The sequence below is a fragment of the Kribbella sp. VKM Ac-2568 genome, from assembly GCF_004345365.1.
Lineage (GTDB): Bacteria > Actinomycetota > Actinomycetes > Propionibacteriales > Kribbellaceae > Kribbella > Kribbella orskensis.
Genome location: NZ_SLVF01000007.1, coordinates 389,554 through 415,840 on the forward strand (window position 1 = coordinate 389,554; position 26,287 = coordinate 415,840).

General features: G+C 68.3%; 31 protein-coding genes and 1 pseudogene. 13 read left to right on the plus strand and 19 right to left on the minus strand.

Annotated features, from left to right (window positions below; genetic code table 11):
• Nucleotides 1–28: 28 nt before the first annotated feature.
• Both EV648_RS42680 and EV648_RS22685 read right to left on the minus strand, forming a co-directional pair.
• Entirely contained in the window at nt 29–193 is a 165-nt protein-coding gene (locus tag EV648_RS42680; RefSeq protein WP_158294049.1) for a hypothetical protein, read from the minus strand.
• Nucleotides 186–572, minus strand: a complete 387-nt coding sequence (locus EV648_RS22685; RefSeq protein WP_132295148.1) for a hypothetical protein — start codon at nt 570–572, stop codon at nt 186–188. Before EV648_RS22685 ends, EV648_RS42680 begins: the two co-directional genes overlap by 8 nt.
• Nucleotides 573–699: 127 nt before the next feature.
• Here EV648_RS22685 and EV648_RS22690 point away from each other — a divergent pair, with 127 nt between their 5' ends.
• Entirely contained in the window at nt 700–1,749 is a 1,050-nt protein-coding gene (locus EV648_RS22690; RefSeq protein WP_132295151.1) for a carbohydrate kinase family protein, read from the plus strand.
• 10 nt (nt 1,750–1,759) lie between these two features.
• Here the strand turns inward: EV648_RS22690 and EV648_RS22695 are convergent, their stop codons facing one another.
• Nucleotides 1,760–2,188, minus strand: coding sequence for a PIN domain-containing protein (locus EV648_RS22695; RefSeq protein WP_132295561.1), 429 nt, complete (start codon nt 2,186–2,188; stop codon nt 1,760–1,762).
• Nucleotides 2,189–2,193: 5 nt separating this feature from the next.
• Nucleotides 2,194–2,403, minus strand: coding sequence for a type II toxin-antitoxin system VapB family antitoxin (locus EV648_RS22700; protein WP_199234754.1), 210 nt, complete (start codon nt 2,401–2,403; stop codon nt 2,194–2,196).
• 150 nt (nt 2,404–2,553) lie between these two features.
• Between EV648_RS22700 and EV648_RS22705 the strand changes: the two genes are divergently transcribed.
• Together EV648_RS22705 and EV648_RS22710 are read left to right on the plus strand one after the other, a co-directional pair.
• Complete coding sequence (locus EV648_RS22705) at nt 2,554–2,931, plus strand: helix-turn-helix transcriptional regulator (RefSeq protein WP_132295154.1); 378 nt, start codon at nt 2,554–2,556, stop codon at nt 2,929–2,931.
• Nucleotides 2,928–3,368 carry an SRPBCC domain-containing protein gene (locus EV648_RS22710; protein ID WP_132295157.1) on the plus strand — a complete coding sequence of 147 codons (441 nt, stop codon included), beginning with the start codon at nt 2,928–2,930 and terminating at the stop codon, nt 3,366–3,368. The genes EV648_RS22705 and EV648_RS22710 overlap by 4 nt, the downstream gene beginning before the upstream one ends.
• On the opposite strand, the gene EV648_RS22715 is transcribed toward EV648_RS22710, so the two are convergent.
• On the minus strand, nt 3,310–4,581 hold the full coding sequence (locus EV648_RS22715) for an MFS transporter (RefSeq protein WP_132295160.1): 1,272 nt from the start codon (nt 4,579–4,581) through the stop codon (nt 3,310–3,312). The two genes, EV648_RS22710 and EV648_RS22715, sit on opposite strands and share 59 nt — an antisense overlap.
• Nucleotides 4,582–4,884: 303 nt before the next feature.
• Here EV648_RS22715 and EV648_RS22720 point away from each other — a divergent pair.
• The 3 genes and pseudogenes from EV648_RS22720 (at nt 4,885) to EV648_RS22730 (ending at nt 8,150) form a co-directional block, all read left to right on the plus strand.
• A pseudogene (locus tag EV648_RS22720) lies at nt 4,885–6,354 on the plus strand (ABC transporter substrate-binding protein).
• The gene (locus EV648_RS22725) at nt 6,351–6,773 is read left to right on the plus strand and encodes a carbohydrate ABC transporter permease (RefSeq protein ID WP_241995492.1); all 423 of its coding nucleotides are present in this window, start codon (nt 6,351–6,353) and stop codon (nt 6,771–6,773) included. Before EV648_RS22720 ends, EV648_RS22725 begins: the two are co-directional and overlap by 4 nt.
• Before the next feature lie 18 nt (nt 6,774–6,791).
• On the plus strand, nt 6,792–8,150 hold the full coding sequence (locus tag EV648_RS22730) for an FAD-binding oxidoreductase (RefSeq protein WP_132295163.1): 1,359 nt from the start codon (nt 6,792–6,794) through the stop codon (nt 8,148–8,150).
• Here the strand turns inward: EV648_RS22730 and EV648_RS44195 are convergent.
• The 6 genes from EV648_RS44195 to EV648_RS22760 form a co-directional block, all read right to left on the minus strand.
• On the minus strand, nt 8,147–8,470 hold the full coding sequence (locus tag EV648_RS44195) for a YciI family protein (protein WP_132295166.1): 324 nt from the start codon (nt 8,468–8,470) through the stop codon (nt 8,147–8,149). The genes EV648_RS22730 and EV648_RS44195 overlap by 4 nt on opposite strands.
• Nucleotides 8,440–8,868, minus strand: coding sequence for a cytidine deaminase (locus EV648_RS22740; RefSeq protein WP_132295169.1), 429 nt, complete (start codon nt 8,866–8,868; stop codon nt 8,440–8,442). The genes EV648_RS44195 and EV648_RS22740 overlap by 31 nt, the downstream gene beginning before the upstream one ends.
• Before the next feature lie 76 nt (nt 8,869–8,944).
• On the minus strand, nt 8,945–9,937 hold the full coding sequence (locus tag EV648_RS22745) for a TIGR03842 family LLM class F420-dependent oxidoreductase (RefSeq protein WP_132295172.1): 993 nt from the start codon (nt 9,935–9,937) through the stop codon (nt 8,945–8,947).
• 27 nt (nt 9,938–9,964) lie between these two features.
• Complete coding sequence (gene hydA / locus EV648_RS22750) at nt 9,965–11,371, minus strand: dihydropyrimidinase (protein ID WP_132295175.1); 1,407 nt, start codon at nt 11,369–11,371, stop codon at nt 9,965–9,967.
• A 49-nt stretch (nt 11,372–11,420) separates the two neighbouring features.
• The gene (locus EV648_RS22755) at nt 11,421–12,263 is read right to left on the minus strand and encodes a nitrilase-related carbon-nitrogen hydrolase (RefSeq protein WP_132187228.1); all 843 of its coding nucleotides are present in this window, start codon (nt 12,261–12,263) and stop codon (nt 11,421–11,423) included.
• Between the two features lie 180 nt (nt 12,264–12,443).
• A complete protein-coding gene (locus EV648_RS22760) occupies nt 12,444–12,629 on the minus strand; it encodes a hypothetical protein (RefSeq protein WP_132295178.1) in 186 nt (61 codons plus the stop codon).
• Between the two features lie 161 nt (nt 12,630–12,790).
• Here EV648_RS22760 and EV648_RS22765 point away from each other — a divergent pair, with 161 nt between their 5' ends.
• Nucleotides 12,791–13,300 carry an SRPBCC family protein gene (locus tag EV648_RS22765; RefSeq protein WP_132295181.1) on the plus strand — a complete coding sequence of 170 codons (510 nt, stop codon included), beginning with the start codon at nt 12,791–12,793 and terminating at the stop codon, nt 13,298–13,300.
• Nucleotides 13,297–13,836, plus strand: coding sequence for a TetR/AcrR family transcriptional regulator (locus tag EV648_RS22770; protein ID WP_132295184.1), 540 nt, complete (start codon nt 13,297–13,299; stop codon nt 13,834–13,836). Before EV648_RS22765 ends, EV648_RS22770 begins: the two co-directional genes overlap by 4 nt.
• A 20-nt stretch (nt 13,837–13,856) precedes the next feature.
• Here EV648_RS22770 and EV648_RS22775 read toward each other — a convergent pair whose 3' ends face one another.
• A complete protein-coding gene (locus tag EV648_RS22775; protein ID WP_132295187.1) occupies nt 13,857–15,029 on the minus strand; it encodes a serpin family protein in 1,173 nt (390 codons plus the stop codon).
• A 512-nt stretch (nt 15,030–15,541) separates the two neighbouring features.
• Here EV648_RS22775 and EV648_RS44200 point away from each other — a divergent pair.
• The gene (locus tag EV648_RS44200) at nt 15,542–15,790 is read left to right on the plus strand and encodes a hypothetical protein (RefSeq protein WP_241995494.1); all 249 of its coding nucleotides are present in this window, start codon (nt 15,542–15,544) and stop codon (nt 15,788–15,790) included.
• Nucleotides 15,787–16,353 carry an NADAR family protein gene (locus EV648_RS22785; RefSeq protein WP_132295190.1) on the plus strand — a complete coding sequence of 189 codons (567 nt, stop codon included), beginning with the start codon at nt 15,787–15,789 and terminating at the stop codon, nt 16,351–16,353. Before EV648_RS44200 ends, EV648_RS22785 begins: the two co-directional genes overlap by 4 nt.
• Here the strand turns inward: EV648_RS22785 and EV648_RS22790 are convergent.
• Both EV648_RS22790 and EV648_RS22795 read right to left on the minus strand, forming a co-directional pair.
• Nucleotides 16,325–17,407: a serpin family protein gene (locus tag EV648_RS22790; protein WP_132295193.1), complete on the minus strand. Its 1,083-nt coding sequence runs from the start codon at nt 17,405–17,407 to the stop codon at nt 16,325–16,327. The genes EV648_RS22785 and EV648_RS22790 overlap by 29 nt on opposite strands.
• Before the next feature lie 26 nt (nt 17,408–17,433).
• Entirely contained in the window at nt 17,434–18,339 is a 906-nt protein-coding gene (locus EV648_RS22795; RefSeq protein WP_132295196.1) for an EamA family transporter, read from the minus strand.
• 73 nt (nt 18,340–18,412) lie between these two features.
• Here EV648_RS22795 and EV648_RS22800 point away from each other — a divergent pair, with 73 nt between their 5' ends.
• On the plus strand, nt 18,413–19,321 hold the full coding sequence (locus EV648_RS22800) for a LysR family transcriptional regulator (RefSeq protein WP_132295199.1): 909 nt from the start codon (nt 18,413–18,415) through the stop codon (nt 19,319–19,321).
• 36 nt (nt 19,322–19,357) lie between these two features.
• On the opposite strand, the gene EV648_RS22805 is transcribed toward EV648_RS22800, so the two are convergent.
• The gene (locus EV648_RS22805; protein WP_241995497.1) at nt 19,358–20,212 is read right to left on the minus strand and encodes a helix-turn-helix transcriptional regulator; all 855 of its coding nucleotides are present in this window, start codon (nt 20,210–20,212) and stop codon (nt 19,358–19,360) included.
• A 113-nt stretch (nt 20,213–20,325) separates the two neighbouring features.
• Between EV648_RS22805 and EV648_RS22810 the strand changes: the two genes are divergently transcribed.
• Entirely contained in the window at nt 20,326–21,753 is a 1,428-nt protein-coding gene (locus tag EV648_RS22810) for an MFS transporter (RefSeq protein ID WP_132295202.1), read from the plus strand.
• 10 nt (nt 21,754–21,763) lie between these two features.
• On the opposite strand, the gene EV648_RS22815 is transcribed toward EV648_RS22810, so the two are convergent.
• The 3 genes from EV648_RS22815 to EV648_RS22825 form a co-directional block, all read right to left on the minus strand.
• On the minus strand, nt 21,764–22,546 hold the full coding sequence (locus tag EV648_RS22815) for a pentapeptide repeat-containing protein (RefSeq protein WP_132295205.1): 783 nt from the start codon (nt 22,544–22,546) through the stop codon (nt 21,764–21,766).
• A gap of 28 nt (nt 22,547–22,574) precedes the next feature.
• Nucleotides 22,575–23,696 (minus strand): peptide chain release factor 2, encoded by a 1,122-nt coding sequence (prfB, locus tag EV648_RS22820; RefSeq protein ID WP_132295208.1) that lies wholly within the window; start codon nt 23,694–23,696, stop codon nt 22,575–22,577.
• Nucleotides 23,697–23,934: 238 nt separating this feature from the next.
• Nucleotides 23,935–24,570, minus strand: a complete 636-nt coding sequence (locus tag EV648_RS22825; protein WP_132295211.1) for a TetR/AcrR family transcriptional regulator — start codon at nt 24,568–24,570, stop codon at nt 23,935–23,937.
• A 69-nt stretch (nt 24,571–24,639) separates the two neighbouring features.
• On the opposite strand from EV648_RS22825, the gene EV648_RS22830 reads away from it, so the two are divergent.
• Nucleotides 24,640–25,488, plus strand: coding sequence for an NAD(P)H-binding protein (locus tag EV648_RS22830; RefSeq protein ID WP_132295214.1), 849 nt, complete (start codon nt 24,640–24,642; stop codon nt 25,486–25,488).
• Here EV648_RS22830 and EV648_RS22835 read toward each other — a convergent pair.
• Nucleotides 25,485–26,279 (minus strand): SDR family NAD(P)-dependent oxidoreductase, encoded by a 795-nt coding sequence (locus EV648_RS22835; RefSeq protein ID WP_132295217.1) that lies wholly within the window; start codon nt 26,277–26,279, stop codon nt 25,485–25,487. The genes EV648_RS22830 and EV648_RS22835 overlap by 4 nt on opposite strands.
• Nucleotides 26,280–26,287: the final 8 nt, after the last annotated feature.

Sequence of the window (26,287 nt, forward strand, 5' to 3'; positions counted from 1 at the left end):
AGCTCGCAGCAGTGGCTGGAGTAGCAGATCAGGCCGGGGCCGGAGTCGGGCCGTTGCCGTTCTCGGGGCGGGCGCCGGCTATCCGGGCGACGCCGGCGTCGGGTTTGCGGCCGGCCTTGCGGGCGGCTTCCACGTGCAACCTGGCCAGCTCGACCGCCTGGCGGGAGACCTTGACGGTCTTCTTCTCAGCCATCGGCATTGTCTCCCTCGACCACATCGGCATCTTCTTCCGCGATATCAGCGTACGCGGCCTGCCCGACCCGGTCGATCGCTACAGCGGCCGTCAGCGCGGCGACCAGGTCGTAGTCCTCGGGCTGCAACAGTTCCGATCTCATCAGTGAGCGCAGCGTCACCACCCCGGCGTCAGTCCCGGCCTCGTCGCCGTCCAGGATCTGCTCGACGGCCCAGCGGACCATCCGCATCGTCTCCTCGCGGTGCCGCCAGGTATCCAGCTCGCGGTCGGACTTGCGGGTCAGGTAGGCGCCCAGCGCGACGCCTCCCAAGGCGAGGAGCGGGCTCAGCACGGTGACCACGACGCCGATCACCGAGATCCAGGTAGGGATCACGGACACGCCTCAGAACTCATCAAGGTCCTCCCAAATCCATGGTGGTGGCCGGTCGATGATGCTACGAAGGACAGCACACCACCAGCCACCGACAAGTCATCGTCGAGACACAACCAGAGGGGGCAGTGTCACCGTGAAGGACGACGAGCCCTGCTACGACGTGTTCGTGCAGGGGACCGTGTTCCTCGACATCGTGCTGACCGGCCTGGAGTCCGCTCCGACCACCGGTACCGAGATCTTCGCCGAGGGCATGGGCTCCTGCCCGGGCGGTGTCGCCAACTTCGCCATCGCCGCGAGCCGCCTCGGCCTGCGCAGCGGCCTGGCCGCCGTCTTCGGCGACGACGTGTACGCCGACTTCTGCTGGCGCACGCTCGCCGACCAGGAGAAGGTCGACCTGTCCCACTCGCGCCGGATCGGGCACTGGCACTCCCCGGTCACCGTGTCGATGTCGATCGACCGGGACCGCGCGATGGTCACCCACGCCCACGAGGCGCCGGGCGATCCGAGCAAGCTGGTCGGGCCCGGCCTGAAGACCAGATCCGCGATCGTGCCGGTCGCGGAGGAACTGCCGAGCTGGACCGCCGAGGCGCGCCAGTCCGGCGCGCTGCTGTTCGGCGATGTCGGCTGGGACCCGACGGACGTCTGGTCCCCCGCGGTGCTCGACGTCCTCGACGGCTTCCACGCCTTCACCCCGAACGCGGGCGAGGCGATGGCCTATACCCGGACCGACTCCCCCAAGGCCGCCTTGCACAAACTGGCCGAGCGGGTCCCGCTGGCCGTCGTGACCAATGGGTCTGACGGTGTCCTCGCGATCGACTCCGAGACGGGCGAGGAGGAGTACATCCCGGCCCTGCCCGTTCGCTCGTACGACCCAACCGGTGCGGGCGACGTCTTCCTTGCCTCCCTTGTACTGGGGACGCTGCGTGGCTGGCCGTTGGCTCACCGGCTCGCGTTCGGCAACCTGTGTGCCGGCCTGTCCGTCCAGCACTTCGGCGGATCCCTGGCGGCGCCGGGCTGGGGCGACATCATCGACTGGGTCCGCGACCACAGCCGTCACCGCCCGGGCGACGTCGACCCCGAGGTACTGCGCCACTACACCTTCATCGGCGACGTCCTCCCCGAAGGGCCGGTCCCCATCGTCCGCCGAGCCAGCGCCACCATCGCCCGCCTCTCCGACGCCTGACGTCGGCGAATCAGTCCAGAGTCCCGCGCGGCGCCACCCAGAGATGCGGCTGCCCCGTGGTTGCGGCGATGTGCTCGAAATCGGCGTCGTAGTGCAGGATCACCGCATCGTGTTCCTCTGCGACGGCGGCGGTCAGCAAATCCACCACTCCGGCCGCGCGATGATGCCCCCGCGCCGCCATCCGAAGCTGGACTTCACGGGCCCGATCGGCGATGGCCTCAGTGACCGGAAGCACCGTGTACAACGCCTTCCTCCGGGCGGCGATCGTCCGTAGGTCCTCAAGATCCCGGCCTGAGTAACCGGCTTCGAGATCGACGGTGACGCACGTTGCGGCCGCACGATCCACGATCAGACCGGCGATCACGGTTCGCACGGCCGGATGCCGACTGCGAGCCTGCGCCGACGTATCAACCAGATAGAGCTTGCCCACACCGGTCACCGTGCTCAACGGCGAGCCTCCCGCATGATGTCCGAATCGGCGATGTCAGGCCCGACCCCCAAGGCGAACGGGTCGTCGAGCAGGGCCTCGATACGTTCGCGTCTTCTGGCGACGAACTCCAAGGCGGCGTTCACCGTGTCCTTCTTCGTCACAGTTCCCAACTCCTTCGCCGCGAGCGCCAACGCCTCGTCATTGAGATCGATCATCGTCTTCATGTAGACAACGATATAGCCATGTATATATACCCAGACATACTCCGTCGCCAAACCGATACCTGTCACCGCTCGCCACTTGACTCTCCCGCTTTCCGCGCTATATTCAACTCATCGGTTTAGAACCAAGTAGTTGAATAGGAGCCAGCGACCATGCCGACCGACCAGCTCAGCCGCACTTTCGCGGCTCTCGCCGACCCGACGCGACGCGCCATCCTGGCGCGGTTGTCGACGGGTGAGGCGACGGTCGGCCAACTCGCCGAACCCTTCGCGATGAGCTTCGCCGCGGTCTCGAAGCACCTCCGGGTGCTCGAGACCGCAGGTCTGGTGACCCGCGGCCGGGACGCGCAGTACCGGCCGGCCCGGCTGGACGCGCGGCCGCTCGCCGCGGCGTCGGAGTGGATCGGCGACTACAAGAAGTTCTGGGCCGACAGCTTCGACACGCTCGGCAGCTATCTCGACAAGCTGCAGCAGCACAACACGCCATCCAACGACAGCCCAGCCAACGACACCCCAGAAGAACGGCCATGAGCCAAGACGTAGTCGTCACCCGCACCTTCAACGCGCCCCGCGAGCTCGTCTACGAGGCGTGGACCAAGCCGGAGCACTTCTCCGTCTGGTTCGGCACCGACGCGGTCGACGTACCGCTGGACACGCTCAGCCTCGACGTCCGGGTCGGCGGCGCGTGGAACGCCGTGATGCAACTGCCCGACGGCAACCAGATCCACTGGGTCGGCGAGTACACCGAGGTCGACCCACCCGAGCGCCTGTCGTTCACGATGACCGACGACCCCGCGAACCCCTCGGACGTCCCGATCGTGGTGGTGTTCGCGGAGGTCCCCGGCGGCACCGAGATGACCCTGACCCAGCTCCGCGGCGACTTCACCCAGGAGCAGGTCGAGGCCACGATCATGGGCTACAACGGCTTCTTCGACGCGATGGAGAAGCTGCTCGCCGCCCAAAGCTGACGTTGCCGACCCTGCCGACCGTGCTGATCGCGCTGACTCTGCTGAGAGAGCTGACCAGCGCGACGGCTAGGAGCAGCAGCCCCGCGGCCAGGAAGCCGTGGGAGGGAGTCGTGCGATCGATCGCGAGGCCGGCCAGCGACGAGCCGGCCGAGCTGCCCAGGTTGTTGATAGTGTTGATCCACGTGCTCGCCTCGGTCCGCTCGTGGGCCGGGGTGAGCTCGTCGGCGGCCAGGTAGGACACGACGAAGAGCGGGGCCACGGCGAGTCCGCCGATCCCCAGCACCACACCCAGCACGATCAGGTTGCCGGCCATCGACGCAGCAAGGAATCCGACGCCCAGCAAGGCGATCAGTCCGGCCAGATGCTGCCAGTGCGAGCGAGCGTGGGTACGGCGGGCCCAGGCCAACCCGCCGATCACACTGCCGAGGCCGATAGCGGCTTCGACGAACCCGGCCGCCCCAGCGCGACCCTGGCCCTGCGCAACGCCTGCCACGCAGACATAGGCGACGCTCACCCCGGCGGCCACGAAGAAGATGACGACCAGAACCCGCCGCAATCCCGTACTGCGGAGCGGCCCGGGATCCAGGAACCTCCGCGGAGTCGGAGGTTGTTCCGCGACGTGACGAGCCAGCGGCGTCGTCACCATCGCGAAGGTCCCGCAGACCATCAGCACCGCCGTGCACGACAACGCGACCGGCGCGGACCAGAAGCTGATCAGGAGTCCGGCGATGAGCGGACCACCGAGGTAGAGCGATTCCTCGCAGATCGCGTCGAGGGCATAGGCGCGCTGCTTCAGGTCGGACTTGTCGGTGATGAGCCGCCAGGTCGAGCGCATCGAAGGCCCGAGCGGCGGGGCGAACACCCCGGTCAGGCCGACGAGGAGCACCAGCTCGGCCGCGTTCGGAGTACGGGTGACGGCTGTCGCGGCCAGGCCTGATCCGCAGAGGGCTGCCAGTGGTGGGAGGACGCGGCGCTGGCTGTAGCGGTCGACCAGGCGTGCCTTCCACGGCATCGTCAGCGAGGCGAGGCCGAACGCGGCGACGGCCGAGCCGGCGGTCGCGAAGGAGTCGGTGGCTTGTTGAACGGTGAACAAAGCAGACAGCGGGAGCAGACCGTACGACAGCCGGCCGAACAACGCCGGCACGAAAGTGCGCAGCGCGTACGGCAGCAGCAGGACGTCGCGGTAGCTCCCGGCACGAGAGGTGCCGGACACGAGAACGCTCCTAGAGCAGTAAAAGGACAGGGCTCAGCTCCGCGACGACGTCGCGGGGAGCGCTCTCTAGGCACGGGGGTCGGACATGCGCACAGCCTACCTCTGATCGCCGCTCGAAGTCGTGGGTTTTTCACGGGCTGGAAAGGCGGTCCGGAGACACCCACCGGTCGTAGGGTCGAAGGATCGGCGCGCGGGCTGTGGGACCGCGCCCCCGAGCGGTGGAGGTACGGCGAGATGTCGGGTGCTGGAGGCAACGGGTTCGATCGGCGGCGGTTCCTCGCAGTAGGAGGCGGGCTGGCTGCGATGGCAGTCGCCGGGTGTGGCTCCGACACAGGTCGCTCGGACTCCGGCGCGGGCGGCTCGGCGGATGGCAAGCCGGCGCTCGCGCAGTGGTACCACCAGTACGGCGAAGCCGGCACTCAGCAGGCCGTTCAGCGCTATGCGAAGGAGTATCCGGACGCCACGGTGACCGTGCAGTGGTCCCCGGGTGACTACGACAAGAAGGTTGCCTCGGCACTCCTGACCGACGGTGGGCCGGACGTGTTCGAGTGCGCCAACGGCCCGAGCATCGACGTTGTCAAGGGCGGTCAGGTGGTCGACCTGACGGACCTGCTGGGCGACGCCAAGTCCGACTTCACGCCGTCGCTGATCTCCCGGATGACCTACCAGGACAAGCTTTACGCGATTCCGCAGGTCACGGACATGCAGCTGCTCGTCTACCGCAAGAGCCTGCTGTCGGCCGCCGGAGTCCAGCCGCCGACCACAGTGGACGAGTTGATCGCGGCCGCGAAGAAGCTGACCACCGACACGGTGAAGGGGTTGTTCGTCGGCAACGACGGCGGTGTCGGCATCCTCGGCGGTCCGGCGCTCTGAGCGGCCGGGCTCGACTACCTGACCGACGACGGCAAGTTCGGCTTCGACGACCCGGCCGCAGTCGAGTCGCTGCGCAAGCTGCGCGAGCTGCGCGAGCTCTTCACCTCCAAGTCCTTGTTGCTCGGGGCACCGACCGACTGGTCCGACCCGTCCGCGTTCACTCAGGGCCTGACCGCGATGCAGTTCACCGGCCTCTGGACGTTCCCGCAGATCCAAAAGGCGCTCGCGGACGACTTCGGCGTACTGCCGTGGCCCAAGCTGAACAGCACGACCGGCGAGCCGAGCGTGCCGGTCGGCGCCTACAGCTCCGCGGTCAGTGCGAAGTCGAAGAACGTCGACGCGGCCAAGCAGTTCGTCCAATGGTTGTGGGTGGACCAGAGCGACAAGCAACTCGACTGGGCCCAGTCGTACGGCTTCCACATCCCGGTCCGCAAGAGCCTGGCCGAGAAGGCGGACAAGCTGAAGTCGGGCCCGGCCGCCGACGCGGTCAAGTTCGTCAACGAGAACGGCCGCGCCCAGACCCCGTTGCTCTGGACCCCTCAAGCCAGTACGGCGTACTCCGACGCGCTCAACCGGATCATCAAGAACGGGACCGACCCGGCAACCGAGATCAAGGCGGTCAAGGCCGTCGTGGAGGCGGAACTGAAGCGCATCGCCGGCTGGACGCAATGTCGACCCAGACCCAGACCCAGACCCAGACCCAGACGCGGACGCCGACGACGGCGCAGGTGCCGGTCGCGGCGCGACTGCGCGGTGCTCCGGGACGCCTCGTTCCGGTCCAGCCTGCTCGCCTTCGTGGTGTTCGCGCTGTTCATCGTGCCGACCACCTTCGTGGCGTCGCTCGGCCTTGCACTGCTGGTGAATCGCGCTTCGTGCTGGTCTCTACCCTGGGCTGGGTGAGCACGTTGCGCGGCCTGATCATCCCCGGGTTGTTCCAGGCGTTCGCGACGTTCCTGTTCCGCCAGTACTTCCTCAACTTCCCGCGGGCACTGGAGGAGGCGGCGCAACTCGACGGCACGGGGTACTGGGGGACGTTCTGGCGGGTGGTCGTGCCGAACTCCAAGGGTTTCGTCGCCGCCATCGGTACGATCACGTTCATCGGCTCCTGGAACGCGTTCCTCTGGCCGCTGGTCATCGCCCCCGATCAGAACTCCTGGACGGTTCAGATCGCACTCTCCACCTTCCTCACCGCGCAGACCATCAACCTGCCCCAACTCTTCCTCGCCGCCGGCATCGCGATCCTGCCGCTGGTGGTGATGTTCGTCTTCCTCCAACGCTGGATCGTCGAGGGAGTCGAACGCTCAGGGATCAGCGAATAGCACGGAAAGAGAGGCATCGTGACACTGATCGACGACCTTCGCGGTCGCGTGGCCGGCCCGGTACTCGGTCCGGCAGACGACGACTTCGCGAGCGAGATCGCGGCCTGGAACACCGCGACCCAGCACACCCCCGAGGTCGCCGTCGGCCTCACCTGCGAGGACGACGCCGCCGCCCTGGTACGCGCCGCGGCCGAGGCCGGTACGCCGATCCAGGTGCTCGCCACCGGCCACGGGTCCGCCACGCCTGTCACCGGCGGCATCCTCGCCACCACCTCCCAGCTCACCGGTGTCACCATCGACGCGGAGAACCGGATCGCCCACATCGCGGCGGGCTGCCGCTGGGCGGAGGTGGTCGCCTCCGCGGCCGAGCACGGGCTCGCACCGATCACCGGGGCATCCGACACCGTCGGATGCATCGGCTACACGCTCGGCGGCGGCCTCGGCCCGCTGTCCCGGACCTACGGGTTCTCCTCCGACTGGGCTCGCGGCTTCCGGATCGCCGTCGCCTCCGGAGAGGTCTTAACCGCCAGCGCGACCGAGAACCCGGACCTCTTCTGGGCGTTGCGCGGCGGCAAGGGCGGCTTCGGGATCGTCACGTCGATGGACTTCGAACTCGTCGAGCTCACCACGCTGTACGGCGGCTCGGTGTTCTTCGACGCCCCCGAGATCGGCGCGGCGGTGTCCACCTGGGTCGACTGGACCAAGACCCTGCCGGAGACCGCGACCTCCTCGGTCGTCATCCTCCGGCTGCCACCGCTGGAGTTCATTCCCGAACCGCTGCGAGGCAAGACCGTGCTCAGCGTGCGGTTCGCCTTCGTCGGCGATCCAGCCGAGGGTGAGCGACTGTTCCAGCCGATCCGCGACGTGGGCGCCACCCTGATCGACGCGGTCGGCGAGCTGCCGGCGTCGGCGATCGCGACGATCCACAACGACCCCAAGGACCCGGGGCCGGGCTGGGATCGTGGCATGCTGCTGAACGAGATCGACGCCGAGTACGTCGCGGCGTTCCTCGCAGCGGCCGGTCCGGACCAGCAGGTGCCTTTCGTCGCCATCGAGATGCGGCACCTCGGCGGAGCCACCCGGCGCGACGTACAGGGGGGCAGTGCGGTCGGCGGTCGTGGTGGCGACTACACGCTGTTCATGGTCGGTGTGCCCGACCCGAGCCTGTTCGAGAAGGTGCTACCCATGGCCGCCGACGCGTTGCTCGAGCCGCTGCGCCCGTGGATCGCCGCCGAGAACACCGTCAACCTGGCGGGCGGTCTGACGGTCCCGGGATCGTACGAGGCGTCCTGGCCGGCCGAGACCTTCACGCGGCTCGCGGAGGTCCGGGCGACGTACGACCCGAACATGCTCTTCCCCTACGGCCCGCCGAGCTAGGGGACACCAGGCAGCCGCACTTCGCCAGCGCGGAACCACCACGTGAGGGCCTCGGGGTCCAGCCAGCCGGCTTGGACCGCGGGGTCCTCAGCGGCGTACTGCCGGGCTTCTTCCACTCCGACGCGGTAGATGCACAGACCGCTCAGCGTCGCGTCCATGCCGTCGCGGAACGGACCGGCCGCCGCCATCAGACCGCGCTGCCGCAGCGAGTCGAGGAAGTCGAGGTGCGCCTGCTGGATCCGGTTTGCGCGCGCAGTACCGCTTGCGCTGGCTGCCGGTCGACTGGAGGTCAGCTGACGTCCGAGGCCGAAGGCGCCCAGGGAAAGGCCTCTGGCAGCAGGTCGCTGATGCGGACGCTGCCGGTCCCCTGGGCCGTCGGGATGATCACGCGGATGTCCGGGTGGTAATCGAACAGGATCTGACGGTCGCGGCCGCAGGGACCGTGGACGCCGCGGCCCTCGTTGCCGACTGCAACGATCGTGGTGAGCTCGCGGGCACCCTCGGCCCGGGCGCGGCCGAGTGCGACCAGCTCCGCGCAGGGACCGCCAGTGAAGTGGTAGAGGTTGATGCCGGCGAACATCCGCCCGTCGGCGGCGCGCACCGCCGCGCCCATCGTGTAGACACCGTCGGGCCCGTCCGTGTTCTCGTCCACCGTCCGCCGGGCCAGCTCGATCAGCTCGTGATCCTCAGCGGTCAACGGCCGCACCTCGATCGTCATCCGCCAACGCTCCCACACCTCACCAGGCCGCTGCCATCGGATTCCCGGTTCGCCGCACTCCGCCACGGCGTACAAGTCAGAAGGCGGGGATGATGTCCTTGCCGTACGCCGCCAGGGTGTCTTCCTTCGCGTCGTGCTGCAGGTAGATGGCGAACTGGTCGACGCCCAGGGCCTTGAGCTCCTCCAGCCGGGCGAGGTGGTTCTCCACCGGGCCGAGGATGCAGAACCGGTCGACCACCTCGTCGGGGACGAAGTCCGTGTGGGTGTTACCCGCCCGCCCGTGCTCGGCGTAGTCGTAGCCCTTGCGCCCGGCGATGTAGTCGGTCAGCGCCTGGGGGATCTCCCCCGAGGTTCCGTACCGCTCGACGATGTCCGCCACGTGGTTGCCCACCATCCCGCCGAACCAGCGGGTCTGGTCGCGCTGATGCGCCAGGTCGTCCCCGACATACGCGGGCGCGGCCACGCAGAACTTGATCTTCGCGGGATCACGCCCGGCCTGTTCGGCGGACCGGCGTACGGCAGAGATCATCCACGCGGCGATGTCGGGGTCGGCCAGCTGCAGGATGTACCCGTCGCCCACCTCGCCGGTCGCCGCGAGCGCCTTCGGCCCGTAGGCGGCGACCCAGACCTCGAGCGCGCCGTTCTCGACCCAGGCGAACTTGAGCTCCTGCCCGCGGTACGAAACCGTGCGGCCGGACGCGAGCTCGCGGACCACCTCGACACACTGCTTCAGCTGGTCGACCGTGCCGGGCTTGGCGCCGAGCGTGCGCAGCGCCGAGTCGCCCCGGCCGATGCCGCAGATCGTCCGGTTGCCGAACATCTCGTTCAGCGTGGCGAACTGGGACGCGATCACGGTCCAGTCGCGGGTGCCCGGATTCGTCACCATCGGGCCGACGATGACTCGCTCGGTGGCCGCCAGGATCGCGCTGTAGATGACGAACGGCTCCTGCCAGAGCAGGTGCGAGTCGAAGGTCCAGACGTAGTCGAAGCCGGCCTCCTCGGCTTTGCGCGCGAGGTCCACCACCGCGGCCGCGGGCGGATCACACTGGAACACCACTCCGAAGTCCACGGCGTCTCCCCTCCCCATCAAGCATTGTCAGATCAGGTACGACGAGAGCCCGCGACGCAGGTACTTCCCGCGGCCCTTGCGGCCATGGTAGTTGCCATCGGCCACGATCACCTCGCCGCGCGAGATCACCGTATCGACCCGGCCCGCGATCTCGGTGCCCTCGTACGCCGAGTAGTCCATGTTCATGTGGTGCGTCTCGACCCCGATCCGGGTGGTCCCGTTCGGGTCGTAGACGACCAGGTCCGCATCGGAGCCGGGGGCAACGATCCCCTTCTGCGGATAGAGCCCGAACATGCGGGCCGGCGTGGTCGCGATCGTCTCCACCCAGCGCTCCAGCGACAACTGGCCGTCCACCACGCCTTGATAGATCAGGTCGACGCGGTGCTCGACGCCGCCGATGCCGTTCGGGATCTTGGAGAAGTCGCCGACGCCGAGCTCCTTCTGGTCCTTGAAGCAGAACGGGCAGTGGTCCGTCGACACCACGGCGAGATCGTTGCTTCGAAGCCCCTTCCAGAGGTCCTTCGCGTGTGGCTCGTGCTTGCTGCGCAGCGGCGTCGAGCAGACCCACTTGGCACCCTCGAAGCCGGGCGCGCCGAGTTGGTCCTCGAGCGTCAGGTACAGATACTGCGGGCAGGTTTCGGCGAACACGTTCCGGCCCTGGTCGCGCGCCTCCGCGACAGCCTCAAGCGCTCCGCTCGCCGACAGGTGAACGATGTAGAGCGGGCAGTCCTGTGCGACGGACGCCAGGGTGATCGCCCGGCTGGTCGCCTCCGTCTCCAGCGCCGCGGGCCTGGTGATCCCGTGGTAGATCGGATCCGTCTCGCCCCGGGCCAGCGCCTGCTGCACGAGCACGTCGATCGCGATGCCGTTCTCCGCGTGCATCATGATCATCGCGCCGTTCTCCCGCGCGGTCTGCATGGCCCGGAGGATCTGCCCGTCGTCGGAGTAGAAGACACCCGGATAGGCCATGAACAGCTTGAAGCTCGTGATGCCCTCGTCCGCGACCAGCTGATCCATCGCCTTCAGCGCGTCGGTGTCGACGCCGCCCAGGATCATGTGGAACGCGTAGTCGATGTGGCAGTTGCCCTCCGCCTTCGTGTGCCACGCGGCCAGCCCGTCCTGCACGACCTCGCCGGTCCGCTGCACGGCGAAGTCGATGATCGTCGTGGTGCCACCCCAGGCCGCGGCGCGCGTCCCGGTCTCGAAGGTGTCGCTGGCCGCCGTCCCACCGAACGGCAGCTCCATGTGCGTATGCGCGTCGATCCCGCCTGGGATCACGTACTTGCCGGTGGCATCGATCACCTCGTCGGCCTGCACGGTCTGGCTGTACGACGGGTCGAGCAGCGCGGCGATCTTCTCGCCCTCGACCAGCACGTCGGCCGGTTGCGCACCGGTCGGCCCGATCACGGTTCCACCCTTGACCAGCAACGACATCCTCGACGCTCCTTCTGTCGAAACCCGGCTCCGGCGCTTGTATCGTCTACTACGGCTTTGTCAGGTCCCCGTACGCGTCCGGCCGGCGGTCGCGGTAGAACTGCCAGCGGTCCCGGACGGTGTCGAGCAGGCCCAGATCGAGGTCCCGGACGATCAGTTCGGGGTCGTGGTCGTGCCCGACGTCCCCGACGAACTTGCCCTCCGGGTCGACGAAGTACGACGTACCGTAGAAGTCGTTCTCGCCGAAGTCCGACTCGATGCCGACCCGGTTGATCGCGCCGATGAAGTACTCGTTGGCCACCGCGGAGGCGGGCTGCTCGAGCTTCCACAGGTACGACGAGAGGCCGCGGCTGGTCGCCGACGGGTTGAACACGATCTTGGCGCCGGCGAGGCCGAGTGCCCGCCAGCCCTCGGGGAAGTGCCGGTCGTAGCAGATGTAGACGCCGATCCGCCCGACCGCGGTGTCGAATACCGGGTAGCCGAGGTTGCCCGGGCGGAAGTAGAACTTCTCCCAGAACCCGTTCACCTGCGGGATGTGGTTCTTCCGGTACTTGCCGAGGTACTTGCCGTCAGCATCGATCACCGCCGCGGTGTTGTAGAGCACGCCGGGCTGCTCCTGCTCGTACACCGGCAGCACCATCACCAGGCCGAGCTCGGCGGCCAGCGCCTGGAACCGCTCCACGGTCGGCCCCGGCACGGACTCGGCGTACTCGTAGAACTTGGGATCCTGCAACTGGCAGAAATACGGCCCGTAGAACAGTTCCTGGAAGCAGATGACCTTCGCCCCCGCCGCAGCCGCCTGCCGCGCGTACTCCTCGTGCGCCTTGACCATGGACTCCTGGTCACCCGTCCAGTTGGTCTGCACCAGCGCCGCCCTGACAACCTCCGCCATAGCCAACCTCCCTAGCCGAGCCCCCATCCTTCATCCGCCACCCCAGCCCCGTCAACGACGGGATGGCAGCAGGGAGTCGCCGGCGGTGGTGAGGGGTTGACGGAGTGGCCGGGCGGGTTGGTGAAGATCCGCACGGCGGCTAGTTCGTCGGTCGGTGGGACGACCGGCGGAGGGAACGGGTCAGAAGACGAGGATTGCGGCTACTACGGCGATCAGGACCACGACTGCGCCTACGACGGCCAGCATGCGGCCGTTGACCTTCGGCTCCTCGGTGGGGGACACCTGGCCCTCGTTGACGAAGGCGCGGAACATCTGGGTGCTCGCTCCCGGATCGTGCTCGTTGTCCGTGACGTTGTGGTCAGCCATGGCGCAGACCCTACCGGTGCCCCGGACCGCCGCCGGCCACCGCGGCACGATCTGACCGGACTCTTACGCTCCACCCCCGCGCGGTGTTCACCCTCCGTACTCCGCCCGGGCACGCTCCGATAACCGTTGCGGCCGAGCCAGATCGATGTACCATTTGGTACATGCGCTTCGATCACTCAGTCACAGTCCAGGCCCCACCCGAACGCGTGTGGGCGATCTTCAGCGATGTCGCCAAGTGGCCCGAATGGACCTCGACGATCGACTCGGTCGAGCGGCTCGACGAGGGCAGGATCCACGTCGGCGCCAAGACCCGGATCCGTCAGCCGAAGCTCCCGGTCGCGATCTGGGAGGTGACCGAGGTCGTCGAGGGCGAGTACTTCGAATGGGTGTCGCGCGCTCCCGGCATCAGGACGATCGGCGGCCATCGCGTCACCGCGACGCCCGAAGGGACGGTCGCCACCTCGACGATCATCCAGGAGGGACCGATCGGCTGGGTGTTCGGGAAGCTCTACGCCGACCTGACCCGCCGCTACATCGCGATCGAGGGCGAGAGTCTGAAGAAGGTCAGCGAACAGGCGACCCCCGCCGCCGATCCAGAGCCGGGCAACCGGGCTGCTGGGCCGGGGTCGACCGGGTCGGGGTCGGGCGAGCCGGCTGCCGGGCCGGCGTGAGTCGCGAAAGCCTTCTCGACGGCGCGGTCGAGCACTTCGCCAAGAACGGGATCGGTGACGCGAGTCTGCGCAGTATCGCGGCCTCGATCGGCACCAGCCACCGGATGCTGATCTACCACTTCGGCTCGCGCGAGGGGCTGCTTGCCGAGGTGGTCCGCACGGTCGAGGCGCAACAGCGCGACCTGCTGGCCATGCTCAGCGAGAAGGATCTCCCGCTGGCGGAGCAAGCCGAGCAGTTCTGGCGACTTGTCACGGAGGCAGCGCTGATCTACGGCCCGCTGTTCTTCGAACTGTCCGCCCACGCGATGCAGGATCTGCCGCACACCGAGGCACTGAAGGCAGACCTGATCAACGTCTGGCTGCCTCCGCTGATCGACCTGTGCATCCGTGCGGGCCTCCCGCCGGACGACGCGCCGGCGTACGCACGGCTCGGGCTGGCAGCATCGCGCGGCCTGCTGTTCGACCTACTGCTGACCGGCGACCGCACCGGCGTCGACGCGGCCTCGGACCTGCTCAACAAACTCTTTACGCCGTAAGGATTACCGCGCCCTAGAGATCATTCCGGTTCGGTCGGCTCGGCGATCCAGCCGGCGACCACCGGGAGGCGGGAGTCGCGGTGCACCGCGACGAAACCGAACGGGCGGTCGAGGGAGACGTCCAGCCGGCGCTCCTGCTTGGTCGGCATCGACGCGCGCATCAGGCCCATCGCCGTCACGGCCGCCGCCTCGAAGCCGGTGGCGAAGAACCGCGCGAGCACCGTCTGCTTGGCCTGGCCCACCACCAGCGATTCCGGGCTGATCGCACTGAAATGCCCCGGCCCGTTAGGCGGCGAGCTCACTGTGCCGAGCCCGAAGAGTTCGCGCTGCGCCAGCAGGTCGTGTTCCATCTCGACCTTGAAAGACGGCAGCGACAGCTTCACCTCCGGCACGGCCGAGGTCGTCAGCCCGATCTTGATCCCCGGCGCGACCTCCTGCCCCGGCTGCCCCTGCTGAACCAACGCCGCACCCGGCTGACCACCCGCAGGCTTCACTGACGCAGCAAGAAGCCCAGCCAGTACTTCGGGCTGCGCCGCGCCGGGCGAGCCGATTCCGAGCAGCACATCCACATCGGCGTCACCCTGCACGGTGATCACGGTGAGCCCGCCCTCGTACAACCGGACCGAGTCGAGTTCCCGATCGCTCCGCTCGAGCCAATGCCACGACCCACCCGCCCACGGCCCGTCGTACTGGCGCTTGATCTGTTCCTTGAACGGGCGCGTCCAGGTGGTGCGCAGGGAGAGCGCAGACGCCAGTACTACGGACAGGTCCGGCGTCACCTCGAGTGGCATCTCGCGGATCAGGTTATCCGTGTGCCGCGCGGCCCAGGCGTCGAGTTTCGCCTTGTCGGCGGACGAGTCGCCGGTGAGCGTGCCGGTCAGCTCGGTAGGGATGACGCTGTCGAACGACTCGCTCAGCTTCAGCTGCTCGTGGACCCAGACGCCGAGTGCGGCGTGCAGATCGGCGGACTCGTCGACGGTCCGGATCAGCTCGACCGCGTCGGCCGCGGCGCTGTCGGCAGCGACGCCGGCCGCGTCGGCGAGCTCGGTGCGTCCGGGTTCGTCGGCGGCTGCCGCGAGGAGCGCGAGCAGAGGCCAGAGGCCGAGCCCGGACACGACGGTGTTGCCGGGCGGCAGTTGCTTCGCCCAGCGGGAGGTGAGGCTGTTGACGGCTTGCACGACGTCGGCATCCATATGGACCACAGTGCCACGTGGAAGGTCATCGGACCCGTCGAACGGGAGTCTTCAGGGGCCGGTCAGGGCGATCGCGACTATTCGCCGGAATGACGCTGATTTTCATTTCACCGCTGCTGTCCGTGCTCGTGCGGGCGCGTTCCGCGGTGTCAGGATGCCGCCCATGAGCACTCCCGCGTACTCCGCCGAGGCCACCAAACCCCCAGATTCCCCCAACCACCCCGGCAACTCCCGGCGCCCCTATGACAAGAACTCGATGGGGTCGTCGATCGAGTTCACGGCGACGTTGGCGGTGCTGGTCGGGCTGGCCTTGTTCGGGTGGACGATCTTCGCCGGGCTGTTCACCGACGACGGGGACGGCAGTCCCCGGTCGCGGCGAAACCGATCGCGCCCAAAGGCCACTCGTGGCTGGCCGACAGCGCCCAGGGCGACACCCCGGTACCTTTGGCCGTGCGCGACTACGCCGTCTGGGCCGTTTGGGAGAAGGAGAGCATGAAGGCCGGAGCTTCCAGTTGACCGGGTTCATGACTCCGGGCAAGAACGGCACCTGGTACGTCTCCCGGATCGGGCTGACCTGCTGCGTCGCCGACGGCACCGCGTTCATGGTGGAGGCCCGCGGCCAGGCCGCACCGCCGAAGAACCAGTGGGTCACCGTCACCGGCGAGTGGGCTGAGCCGACGAAGCGCGCCGACGGGGACGCCGCCGCCCTCACCATCACCGGGCTGCGGAACGTGACACGGCCGGCCAACCAGTACGAGTGATCGCGCCGCTCAGCACTGCCGACCTGATCGAGAGTCTGGCGTCGGGCCTGCGCTACAAGTACGTCTTCTTCTGGGGTGACACGCCGAGGCACGACCGCTCCGTCGACGCGAGTTGCCTGAGCCAGTGGTTCCACGCGTCGTTCACCGTCGACGGGGTTCGATACTTGACCGCCGAGCACTGGATGATGGCCGGCAAGGCGCGGCTGTTCGGCGATTGCGAATCCGAGGAGAAGGCGATCGCCGCCGGGCACCCGGGGCAGGCTAAGGCGATCGGCCGGACCGTCCAGGGTTTCGACACCGAGACCTGGCATCGGCACCGCTTCGACCTGGTTGTCGAGGGCAACACTCACAAGTTCGGCCAGAACCAGCCCTTGCTGGACTACCTCCTCGGCACCGGCGATCGCGTCCTGGTCGAGGCGAGCCCGGTCGACCGGATCTGGGGCATCGGTCTGGCCGCGCAGGACGAACGCGCCCAGCACCCGGCCCAGTGGCGGGGACTCAACCTACTCGGCTTCGCCCTGATGCAAGCCCGCCTCAGACTTGCCGGTGAGCCGTCTCGGTGACCCACCCGGCGATCACCGGGATGCCGGTCGGACGATGCACGGCGACGAAGCCGAACGGCCGGTCCAGGTGGACGTACAACGCCTGCGCACCAGGGGTCGGCGCTGACCCCGGTGCCATCGCGAACGCGGTCACCGCCGCCGCCTCGAACCCGGTGGCCGAGAACCGCGCCATCACCGCCTGCCTGGCCTGACCCACCGCGAGCGGCATCGGGCTCAGCCCCGGGAAGTGGCCGCGCGAGTTGTCCGTCGCGGTGACCAGGCCGAACACCTCCGCGTGCTCCAGCAGATCGTGCTCGACGTCGACCTCGAAGTACGGCATCGAGAGGATTGCGGTGGGTCTCCCCGACATCGACTCGATCACCTCGACTCCCGGCGCCTCCCGGCCGGCGAGCAACGCGGCTCCGCCGACTCCTTCACCTTCGAGGTCGAGAACAGCAGCCAGTACTGCGTTCCGCCCGCGCCCGGGTTCCCCCATGACCAGGCGGACGTCGAACTCCCCCTCGCCGAACACGGTGATCACGGTCAACGGACCGCCCGGGCTCTCGTACCGGCGTACCGACTCCAGGTCGTAGTCGGAGCGCTGCAGCCACCGCGTCCCACCCTCCGTGAACGACGTCTCCCTGAAGGCCAGCCGCCAAGTGATCCGCAGCGCCAACGCTGACGCGAGCACCAACAGCACGTCAGGTGTCAGCATCACCGGCATCCGCTGAATCAGACCGCCCGTCTGCTCGACCACCCAGTCGTCCAGCACCTGGTGGTTCGCCAGCACGCCGCGAATCTCCGGCGGCAGCACCTTGTCGACACCCGGCTCGAGCGGCACCTCCGGACGGGTCCACAACCCCAGCGCCATCCGCAGTTCGGGGGCCGAGGCCAACAGCCCCTCGTACTGCGCTCCCGCGGCGGCCGCCAACTCCGAGCGGGCGGGCTCATCCGCCAGCTCGGCGAGAATCGCCAGCAGCGGCCAGACCCCGAGCCCGGACAGGACCGTGCTCTCCTCGCCGGGCAACTCCCGGATCCACTGAGCGGTCAGACGGCTGATCTGCTGAGCATCCACTCGGCCGAGTCTGCCTTGTCCCAGGCTCAGGCGGCTGCTCCGGTGAGCGCCTGCTCGGGTGAGTTCGCGGCAGGCCGGGCTCGCCGGCGAAGTACGGTGCACGCCATGCCGCCGATGATGAGGACGGCCGCGATTCCCTGCTGCAGGCCGACCGTCTCGCCACGGAGCAGCCAGGCCGCGGCCATCCCGACCACCGGGACGAGCAGGGAGAACGGCGCAACGGTGCTCGCGTCGTACTGGCGGAGCAGGAAGCCCCAGACGCCGAAGCCGAACAGGGTGGCCATGAACGAGAGATAGCCGATGGCGCCGACTCCGGTGAGGCTGATGTTGCGCAAGGCATCTAAATCGCGGTCTGCTCCCTCGGTCAGCAGAGAGAGCAGCAACAGGGGCAGTACCGCGACCGCGCTGACCCAGACCATGAACCGCAACGTGTCCTGCGGCTTGGCGTGCCGGGTGACGATGTTGGACACACCCCAGCACGCTCCCGCAGCTATCACGAGCATTAGCGCTCCGACCGGCGCCGCCAGCCCGTGGTCGAGCATGATCAGGACCATGCCCGCGCAGGCGATCGCGATCCCGGCCAGCTGCGTACGGCGCGGCCGCTCCCGCAGTATCAGTACCGCGAACAGCAGCGTGAAGATCACCTGGCACTGCAGCACCAGCGACGCCAACCCGGCCGGCACACCGCGATCCATCGCGATGAAGAGCAGGCTGAACTTCGCCACGCCGAGGGCGAGGCCGACCGCGATGACGTAACGCCAGGCGACCCGTGGTCTGCCGAGCAGGAAGATCGCCGGCACCGCCGCGAAGAAGAACCGCAGGGCCGAGAAGAGCAGCGGCGGGAAGCCTTCCAGGCCGACCTCGATGACGACGAAGTTGACACCCCAGACGACCACGACGGCCAGCGCGAGGAGCATGTGACGCGGGTTCATGGACTCAAGTCTGGGCTGGTCTACAGTTAAGGACCAGCGAAGATTGCTATGGCTGACACTGTAGGAGTGCTACATGATCGATCTGGGCAGGCTCCGAGCACTGCACGCCGTCGCGATCCACGGCTCGGTCGGTAGCGCGGCCGACGCGCTCGGCTACACCCCGTCGGCGATCTCGCAGCAGCTGGCCAAGCTGGAGCGCGAGACGCGGACCGTCCTTGTCGAGAAACGCGGTCGCGGGATCGTCTTGACCGATGCGGCCCAGCAGCTCGCGGCCACGGCTGCCCAGGTCTTGGAGCTCGTCGAAGCTGCCGAGCTGACCCTGGAGGAGCAACACGGCCAGGCGATCGGGTCGCTCCTGATCGCCGCCTTCCCGACGGCCGCCCGCGGCCTGCTGCCCGCCGTACTGCCGAGGCTGATCGACGACAACCCCGCACTCGACGTGCGGGTGAGCGAGACCGATCCGTTCGAGGCAGTGGCCGCGGTGGCGAGGGGTGAGATCCACATCGCGGTCGTGCACGACTGGCACAACACTCCCCTCGCCCTGCCCGACGAACTGTCCCGGGTGAAGCTCGGCTCCGACCCGGCCGACGTGTTGCTGCCCGCTACGCATCGCCTGGCAGGTAAGGAGTTCGTGCGCGCCGACGACCTCGTGGGCGAGCGCTGGATCTGCCAGCCGACGGGATCGATCTGCCACGACTGGCTGATCCGCACGATGCGCAAGGCCGGAGTGGAGCCGGATGTCGCCTACTCGGTCGCGGAGTACCAGACCCAGCTCGCGATGCTTGCCCGCGGCATCGGTATCGGCCTGCTCCCCCGCCTCGGCCGCGGACCCCTGCCCGAGGGAGTGGTGGCGGTACCGCTGCAGCCGGCCCCGAGCCGGCGGCTGTACGCCGTCTGGCGCACAGCCACAGCCCGCCGCCCCGCCATCGCAGTAACCCTCGCCGCCCTCAAAGCAGGCTGGCAGCACCGCGACACCGCTTAGTCCGCACGGTCGAAGGCCGAGCTGAAGGTTTCACTGCTAGCCGTAGACCAAGGTGTGGAGCTTGGCCTCGGTCTCCTCGTCGACCGGGGTGTAGACGGTGGCGCGGACCTGACCGAGCTGGGTCAGCCACAGATTGGCCGGCTCCATCCTCAGCAGGCCGACCTTCTCGTTCTGCAGCAGCTTGATCTTGGCGCTCGGCGCGGCCACGTCGTACCGCTCCCAGAGCTCGGCGAACAACGGGGAACTCGCGAGCAGCCGATCGGTGAGGTCCTGCCAGCTCGGCTCGCCGAGGTGGTCGGCGAGCGCCGCACGATATCCCGCGACCAGGTGCATCTTGATCGAATCGCCGTCCGTGAACGCACACCGCCAATCGTCGGACACGAAGGTGAGCCAGAGCAGGTTGCGCTCCTCCAGCGGCACTGCCGCCATGTCGAGGATCACCTTGGTATACGCGTCATTGAAGGCCAGTACGTCGTACCGCGCGTTCATCACCTGCGCGGGATAGGGCGAGAACTTGTCGAGCATCTTCTGGATGGAGGCGGGCAACGCCGCGCAGGCAGCCTTCGCCGGACCGAGGGCGATGCCCGCGAGCGTGTAGAGGTGGTTCCGCTCCAGCCGGTCCAAGCGGAGCGTGCGCGAGATCGCCTCGATCACCTGGGCCGACACGTTGATGTCGCGGCCCTGCTCCAGCCAGGTGTACCAAGTCACCCCGACGCCGGCGAGCTGGGCGACCTCCTCGCGCCGCAGGCCCGGAGTACGGCGTCGGCCGCCCGGCGCGAAGCCGACCTCTTCGGGCTGGATCCGCTCCCGCCGGCTGCGCAGGAACGCCGCCAGTTCCCGCCGCCGCTCGGCCTTGTCGGTGGTGGCTGGCATGCTGGTCAGGACGCTCACATCTCCATGGTGGTCCGTCTGCCCGGGTGGCGAAAGGCTGGTGCCAGGTGCTGCCAATACCAGGATAAACAGGCTCTCACCACCAGGCTCGGAGTCGGCGCAGAGTGGGTGACATGACAGACCAGCTCCAGACCGCCCGCGTAGCCACCGAGCCGCGCACGGCGTCACCACTCGGCCCGGTGGCGCTCACCACTCTGCTCTTCGGCGCCTTCCTGCCGATGCTCTCCTTCTTCATCATCAACGTCGCGCTGCCCGCGATCGGGTCCGACCTGCAGGCCACCTCGGGCGAGCTCCAACTCGTCGTCGGCAGCTACGGCATCGCCAACGCCACCCTGCTCGTGGTCGGCGGTCGCCTCGGCGACGGCTTCGGCCGCAAGCGGCTGTTCCTGCTCGGCCTGACCGGGTTCACCGTGATGTCGCTGATCTGCGCGATCGCCCCGACGATCGGCGTACTGCTCGCTGCCCGGGTCGTCCAGGGCGCGGCCGCCGCGGCGATGACTCCGCAGGTGCTCGCGTCGATCAGCAGCCTGCTCACCGGCGAGCACCGTGCTCGCGCGATGGCGATGTTCGGCGTGGCCGGTGGTGCTGCTGCCGCGCTCGGCCAGATCCTCGGCGGCGTTCTGGTCGAGGCCAACGTGTTCGGCCTCGGCTGGCGGGCGGTGTTCCTGGTCAACGTTCCCGTCGGCCTGGTCGCGCTGGCCGCGGCTTTGAAGCTGCTCCCGGAGACTCGCGCCGAGAAGGCCCAGCGGGTCGACCTGGTCGGTGCGGGCCTGCTCGCGCTGGCGTTGGTGCTCCTGCTGCTACCGCTGACCGAGGGCCGTCCGCTCGGCTGGCCGACGTGGACCTGGATCTCGCTGGCCGCGACGATTCCAGCCGTCGGGCTGCTCGGCGTACACCAGCATCGGTCGGAGCGGACCGGCTCTGCTCCGCTGATCCCGCCGTCGGTACTGCGGTTGCGCCCGATGCGGATCGGCCTGCTGCTGGCCGTGGGCTTCTTCACCACCTTCGGCGGCTTCATGTTCGTCTTCGCGCTGGCGACCCAGGGTGAGGCCGGGATGTCTCCCTTGGAAGGCGGTCTCAGCCTGCTCCCGATGGCCGTCGGCTTCCTGATCACGTCGATCTACGGTCCTCGCCTGCAGCAGCGGTACGGCGCCGGCCTGATCCTGCGCGGCTGGATCGTGCAGTCAGTCGGGTACGCCGTACTGGCTGTGGTGGCTCTGACGCTGTGGCCTGACGTGACTCCGTGGTCCCTGGCGGTACCCATGCTCATCGCGGGGTTCGGCAGCGGCCTGGTGATGGTCCCGCTCATGGGTGTGGTCGTCGGCCAGGTCCCACCGGCACAGGCTGGACTTGGCAGCGGAATCCTGCTCACGAGCCAGCAGACCTGCTTGGCACTCGGCGCGGCCACGGTCGGGACGGCGTACCTGTCGCTGGCTGGGACCTCGTGGGGACAGGGTGGCGCGCTGGCCGCGGTCTCACTGGCGATCACGGCGATCTCGTTGCTGATGACGCCGGTGACTCACCAGCTCAGGACGCGGTAGTGCCCTGGCACTAGTTCCAGTGCGACGGCCGGTTCAGCGCGGTGGGCAGCTTGGTGGCTTGATTGCCGCGAGCCGCGTTGACCTGGGACTGCGTGAGGAACAGGGCACCGCTGAGATCCGCGCCTTCGAGGTTGGTGTCCCGCAGGTCGGCGCCGATCAGGTCGGCCTTCCGGAGATCGGCGTCCCTCAGATCGGCCGCGATGAGGTAAGCGCCTCGGAGATTGGCGGAGTTGAAGTCCGCGCCGCGGAGTCTGGCCCCGAAGAGGTCGGCTCCGCGGCGCTCCTTCTTCTTGCTCTGCTTGCCGCGAACCAGGGCGCTCGTCCGCAGCAGGAGTTCGTTGACCGCCTCGCGCTCGCCGGGCAGGTCGACCGTCGTCACATCGGGCTCGAGGGTGAGCTTCTCGATCCGGTCGCTCGCGGCTCGCAGGTCGGGGTGGATCGACTTGGTCTCCGGGCGTTCGAGGGCCTCCGCCAGATACCAGAGCAGCTCGTGCAACTGCCGCATGATCGGCAGCGCCTCGAACATCTGCTGGCCCGGCTGCTCGCGCCAACTGCTGCCGGCGAGCTTCGAGATCTTCTGCCCGGCGCCGAAGCAGTCGTAGACCGTGCAGCCCTGGAAGCCCGCTGGGCGGAGCTTGCTGTGGATGCCGCAGCGGAAGTCTTCCTGCAGGTTCGGACACGGCTCGCCCGCGTCCTTGTCGATCGCGAAGTCGGCGGACTTCGAGAAGGTCAGCGCGACGCAGCAGAGTCCGTAGCAGCTGCCGCAGTCCGCGCGGAGATCTTCTCGGATCACGACTACCTGGACCGCCGCGAGCGCAGTACTAGTTCTGCTCGGCGGCCGTCTGGCCCGTGCGGCGCCAGCGGATGCCGGCCTCGATGAACTCGTCGATCTCGCCGTCGAAGACCCCGCTGGTGTTGCCCGACTCGTACAGCGTGCGCAGGTCCTTGACCATCTGGTACGGGTGCAGCACGTAGGAGCGCATCTGGTCGCCCCACGAGCCCTGGACGTCACCGCGCAGCGCGTCGATCTCGGCCCGCTCCTCGGCCTTCTTCAGCGCGAGCAGCTTCGCCTTCAGGATCACCATCGCGCTGGCCTTGTTCTGCAGCTGCGACTTCTCGTTCTGGCAGGAAACCACCGTGCCGGTCGGGATGTGGGTGATCCGGACCGCCGAGTCGGTGGTGTTGACGCTCTGACCACCCGGGCCGGACGACCGGTACACGTCGATCCGCAGCTCTTCCTCGGGCACGTCGATCTCGTCGGTCTGCTCGAGCACCGGGACCACCTCGACCGCGGCGAACGAGGTCTGCCGGCGGCCCTGGTTGTCGAACGGCGAGATCCGGACGAGCCGGTGCGTGCCCGACTCGACGCTCAGCGTGCCGTAGGCGTACGGCGCCTTGACGCCGAAGGTGGTCGACTTGAGCCCGGCCTCTTCCGCGTACGACGTGTCGTACACCTCGGTGGCGTAGCCGTGCCGCTCCGCCCAGCGCAGGTACATCCGCTGCAGCATCTCGGCGAAGTCCGCGGCGTCGACACCACCCGCGCCGGACCGGATCGTCACCAGCGCCTCGCGCTCGTCGTACTCGCCGGACAGCAGGGTGCGGACCTCGAGCGACTGGACCAGCTTGGTCAGCGCGCCGATCTCCTTCTCCGCCTCGGCCAGCGTGTCCGCGTCGTTCTCCTCGCGACCCATCTCCATCAGCACGCCGAGGTCGTCGATCCGGCTGCGCAGCTTGGTGACCCGCTCCAGGTCGGCCTGCAGGCTGGACAGCCGGGACGTCACCTTCTGCGCGTTCGCCTGGTCGTCCCACAGGTCGGGCGCGGCCACCTGCTCGCCGAGGTCGGCGATCTCTCGGCGCATGCCCTCCAGATCGAGCACTTTCTCGATCGAGGTCAGGGTTGCGTCGAGTTGCTTCAGGTCAGCGTCGAAATCAGGTCCAGCCACAACCAAGCAGCGTACCCGCTCCGTGCCCCACGCCGGGAATCAGTGCGTTGGCTCCGGTGTCCAGGTGGGTGCATCGCAAGGCGGAGTGAAGGGCTCGATGCTTTTCCATCGTGCCCTTTGCTCCAACGCCGCGAGGTGCCCGGCTGGGCGCCGGAGACGACGTGCTGATTCCCGGCGTGGGGCACTGGCCCCACGCCGGGAATTCAGCGCCTCAGGCCGGCGCCAGGGACTCGGCACCTCAGGCCGGCGCGCTGGGGGTCAGGCCGTGGTGCAGGACCTCGAAGACAGTGTTGACAGCTTCTTCGAGCGCACCATCGGCGTGGGCCACCTGGACTCCTGAGGGGCGGTCGGGCACGAAGCGGGCGAACTCCGCCTCCAGCACCTTCTGAGCGGCCGCGTACTGAGCGGCGATGAGCCGCGCCATTAGCGGTCGAAGCTGATCATCGCGTTCCAGTAGGGCCGCGGCCATCAACTCCTCCATCTCCTCCGCGTTCTTCCGCCGCCGGGCGAGCAACGCCGGGCTCTCCTCGATCGTGCGGGTGAACGATGCCCACGTCGCCAGGTGCCCCGATTGCAACCGCTCGCGGATCTGCCTCTGATAGTGCTGCTTCAGCGCCTCGACGACGTCGTCTCCGGGCGCGGTCTGCTGGATCGCCTCAGCCGGTCCGGTCCACCAGCCGGTCTGGTCGAAGAACAGGTCTTCCTTGGTCGGGAAGTGGTTGAACACCGTCTGCACTGCGACATCGGCCGCCTTGGCGACCTCGGCCACCGTGACCGCGTCGAACCCGCGCTCGATGAACAGACCGGTCGCCACGTCCGAGATGGCCTGCCGCGTCTGCTTCTTCTTCCGCTCCCGCCGCCCCTCGCTCTGCATGGACACACTCTAGATCGCCATGCTTTACTTCCTCCATTCTTGTAGTCACTACATTTTTGGAGCTAGTCCATGACAATCCTCATCACCGGTGGTCGCGGCAAGATCGCCCGTGCAGTCCGCGCCGGCCTGGTGTCCAGCGGTCGCGAGGTCCGCGTCGCCAGCCGCGAACCCGACCTCCCGGGCACCGTCGCCCTCGACTCCGCCTCTGGCTCGTCCTGGTCCACCGCCCTGAAGGACATCTCCCAGGTCTTCCTGTACTCCGATCCGTCGACCGCGGGGTTGTTCGTCGAAGCGGCCGAGGCGGCTGGGGTGAAGCAGGTGGTGCTGCTGTCGTCGATGTCGTCCCAGGCCGGCAACGAGGTCGCCGCGGCCGGATCCGAGCTCGGCGGCCGAGCGGGTGATCCGCACTTAGTGGTCGAGCGGTTGATCCTCGGCGGCGCGTTCGCGAGCACCCGACTGCAACCCGGCACCTTCATGACGAACGCGATCTACTGGTCGCACCAGGTCCGCGCCACCGGCCAGATCCGGCTGCCGTACCTCGATGCCGAGGAAGCGCCCATCCACGAGCAGGACATCGCGGACGTGGCGATCAGGGTGCTCCTGGACGGCCCGGGGGCCGAGCACGACGGCCGCGGCTATCCGATGACCGGGCCCGAGTCGATGACCCGACGTCGTCAGATCGACCTGATCACCGAGCTCACCGGCGTACCGATCGAGCAGGTCGAGCTGACCCCGGCCCAGGCTCGCGAGGAGATGGCGGCGACCATGCGCAATCCCGCGCAGCTCGAGTCCCTGATGTCCTACTGGGCCTCCCGCGTCGGCACACCGCATCCGGTCGAGCACACCGTCGAACGGCTGACCGGCCACGCCGGCCGCACGTTCGAGCAGTGGCTGAAGGACAACCCGACTGTCTTCTAGGGAAGGATCGAGTCGATGTAGCCGCCGTCGACTCGTACTGCGCCGCCGGTGGTCGCGGAGGCCTGTTCCGAGCTGAGATAGACGACCATGTTGCCGATCTCGGCGGGCGCGATCAGCCGCTGGATCAATGAGTACGGGCGGTGCTCCTTCATGAACTGCGCCTGCGCCTCGTCCCAGGGCAGCTCGTCACCGACCAGTTCGTGGACGAAGTCCTCGACGCCCGGCGTGTGCGTCGGCCCGGCCATCACCGAGTTGACGGTCACCCCGGTCCCCGCCGCGGCCTTCGCACAGCCCCGCGTCACCGCCAGCAACGCGGTCTTCGTCATCCCGTAGTGCACCATCTCGAGCGGGGTCACCACGGCCGAGTCGCTCGCGATGTTCATCACCCGCCCGAACCCGCGCTCCATCATCCCCGGCAGGTACATCCTGATCAGGCGGACCGCCGACAGCACGTTCACCTCGAAGTACCGGCGCCACTCGTCGTCGTCGATCTCCAGCACCGGCTTCGCGCCGAAGATGCCGAGGTTGTTCACCAGGATGTCCAGCTCGCCGACCTGCTCCTTGAGCTGCTCGGCACCCTCGGCCGACGCCAGGTCCGCGGCGATCGGGATCAGCTCGGCCCCGGGCACCTCCTTCCGGATCTCCTCGGCCGCCCGCTCGGTCTTGTCCTGGCTCCGGCCGTTCACGACGACGGACGCCCCGGACCGCGCGAGCTCGGTCGCGATCGCCTGCCCGATCCCCTGACTAGACCCCGAAACCAACGCCCGCCGACCCGCCAGATCGATATCCATCACCCCAT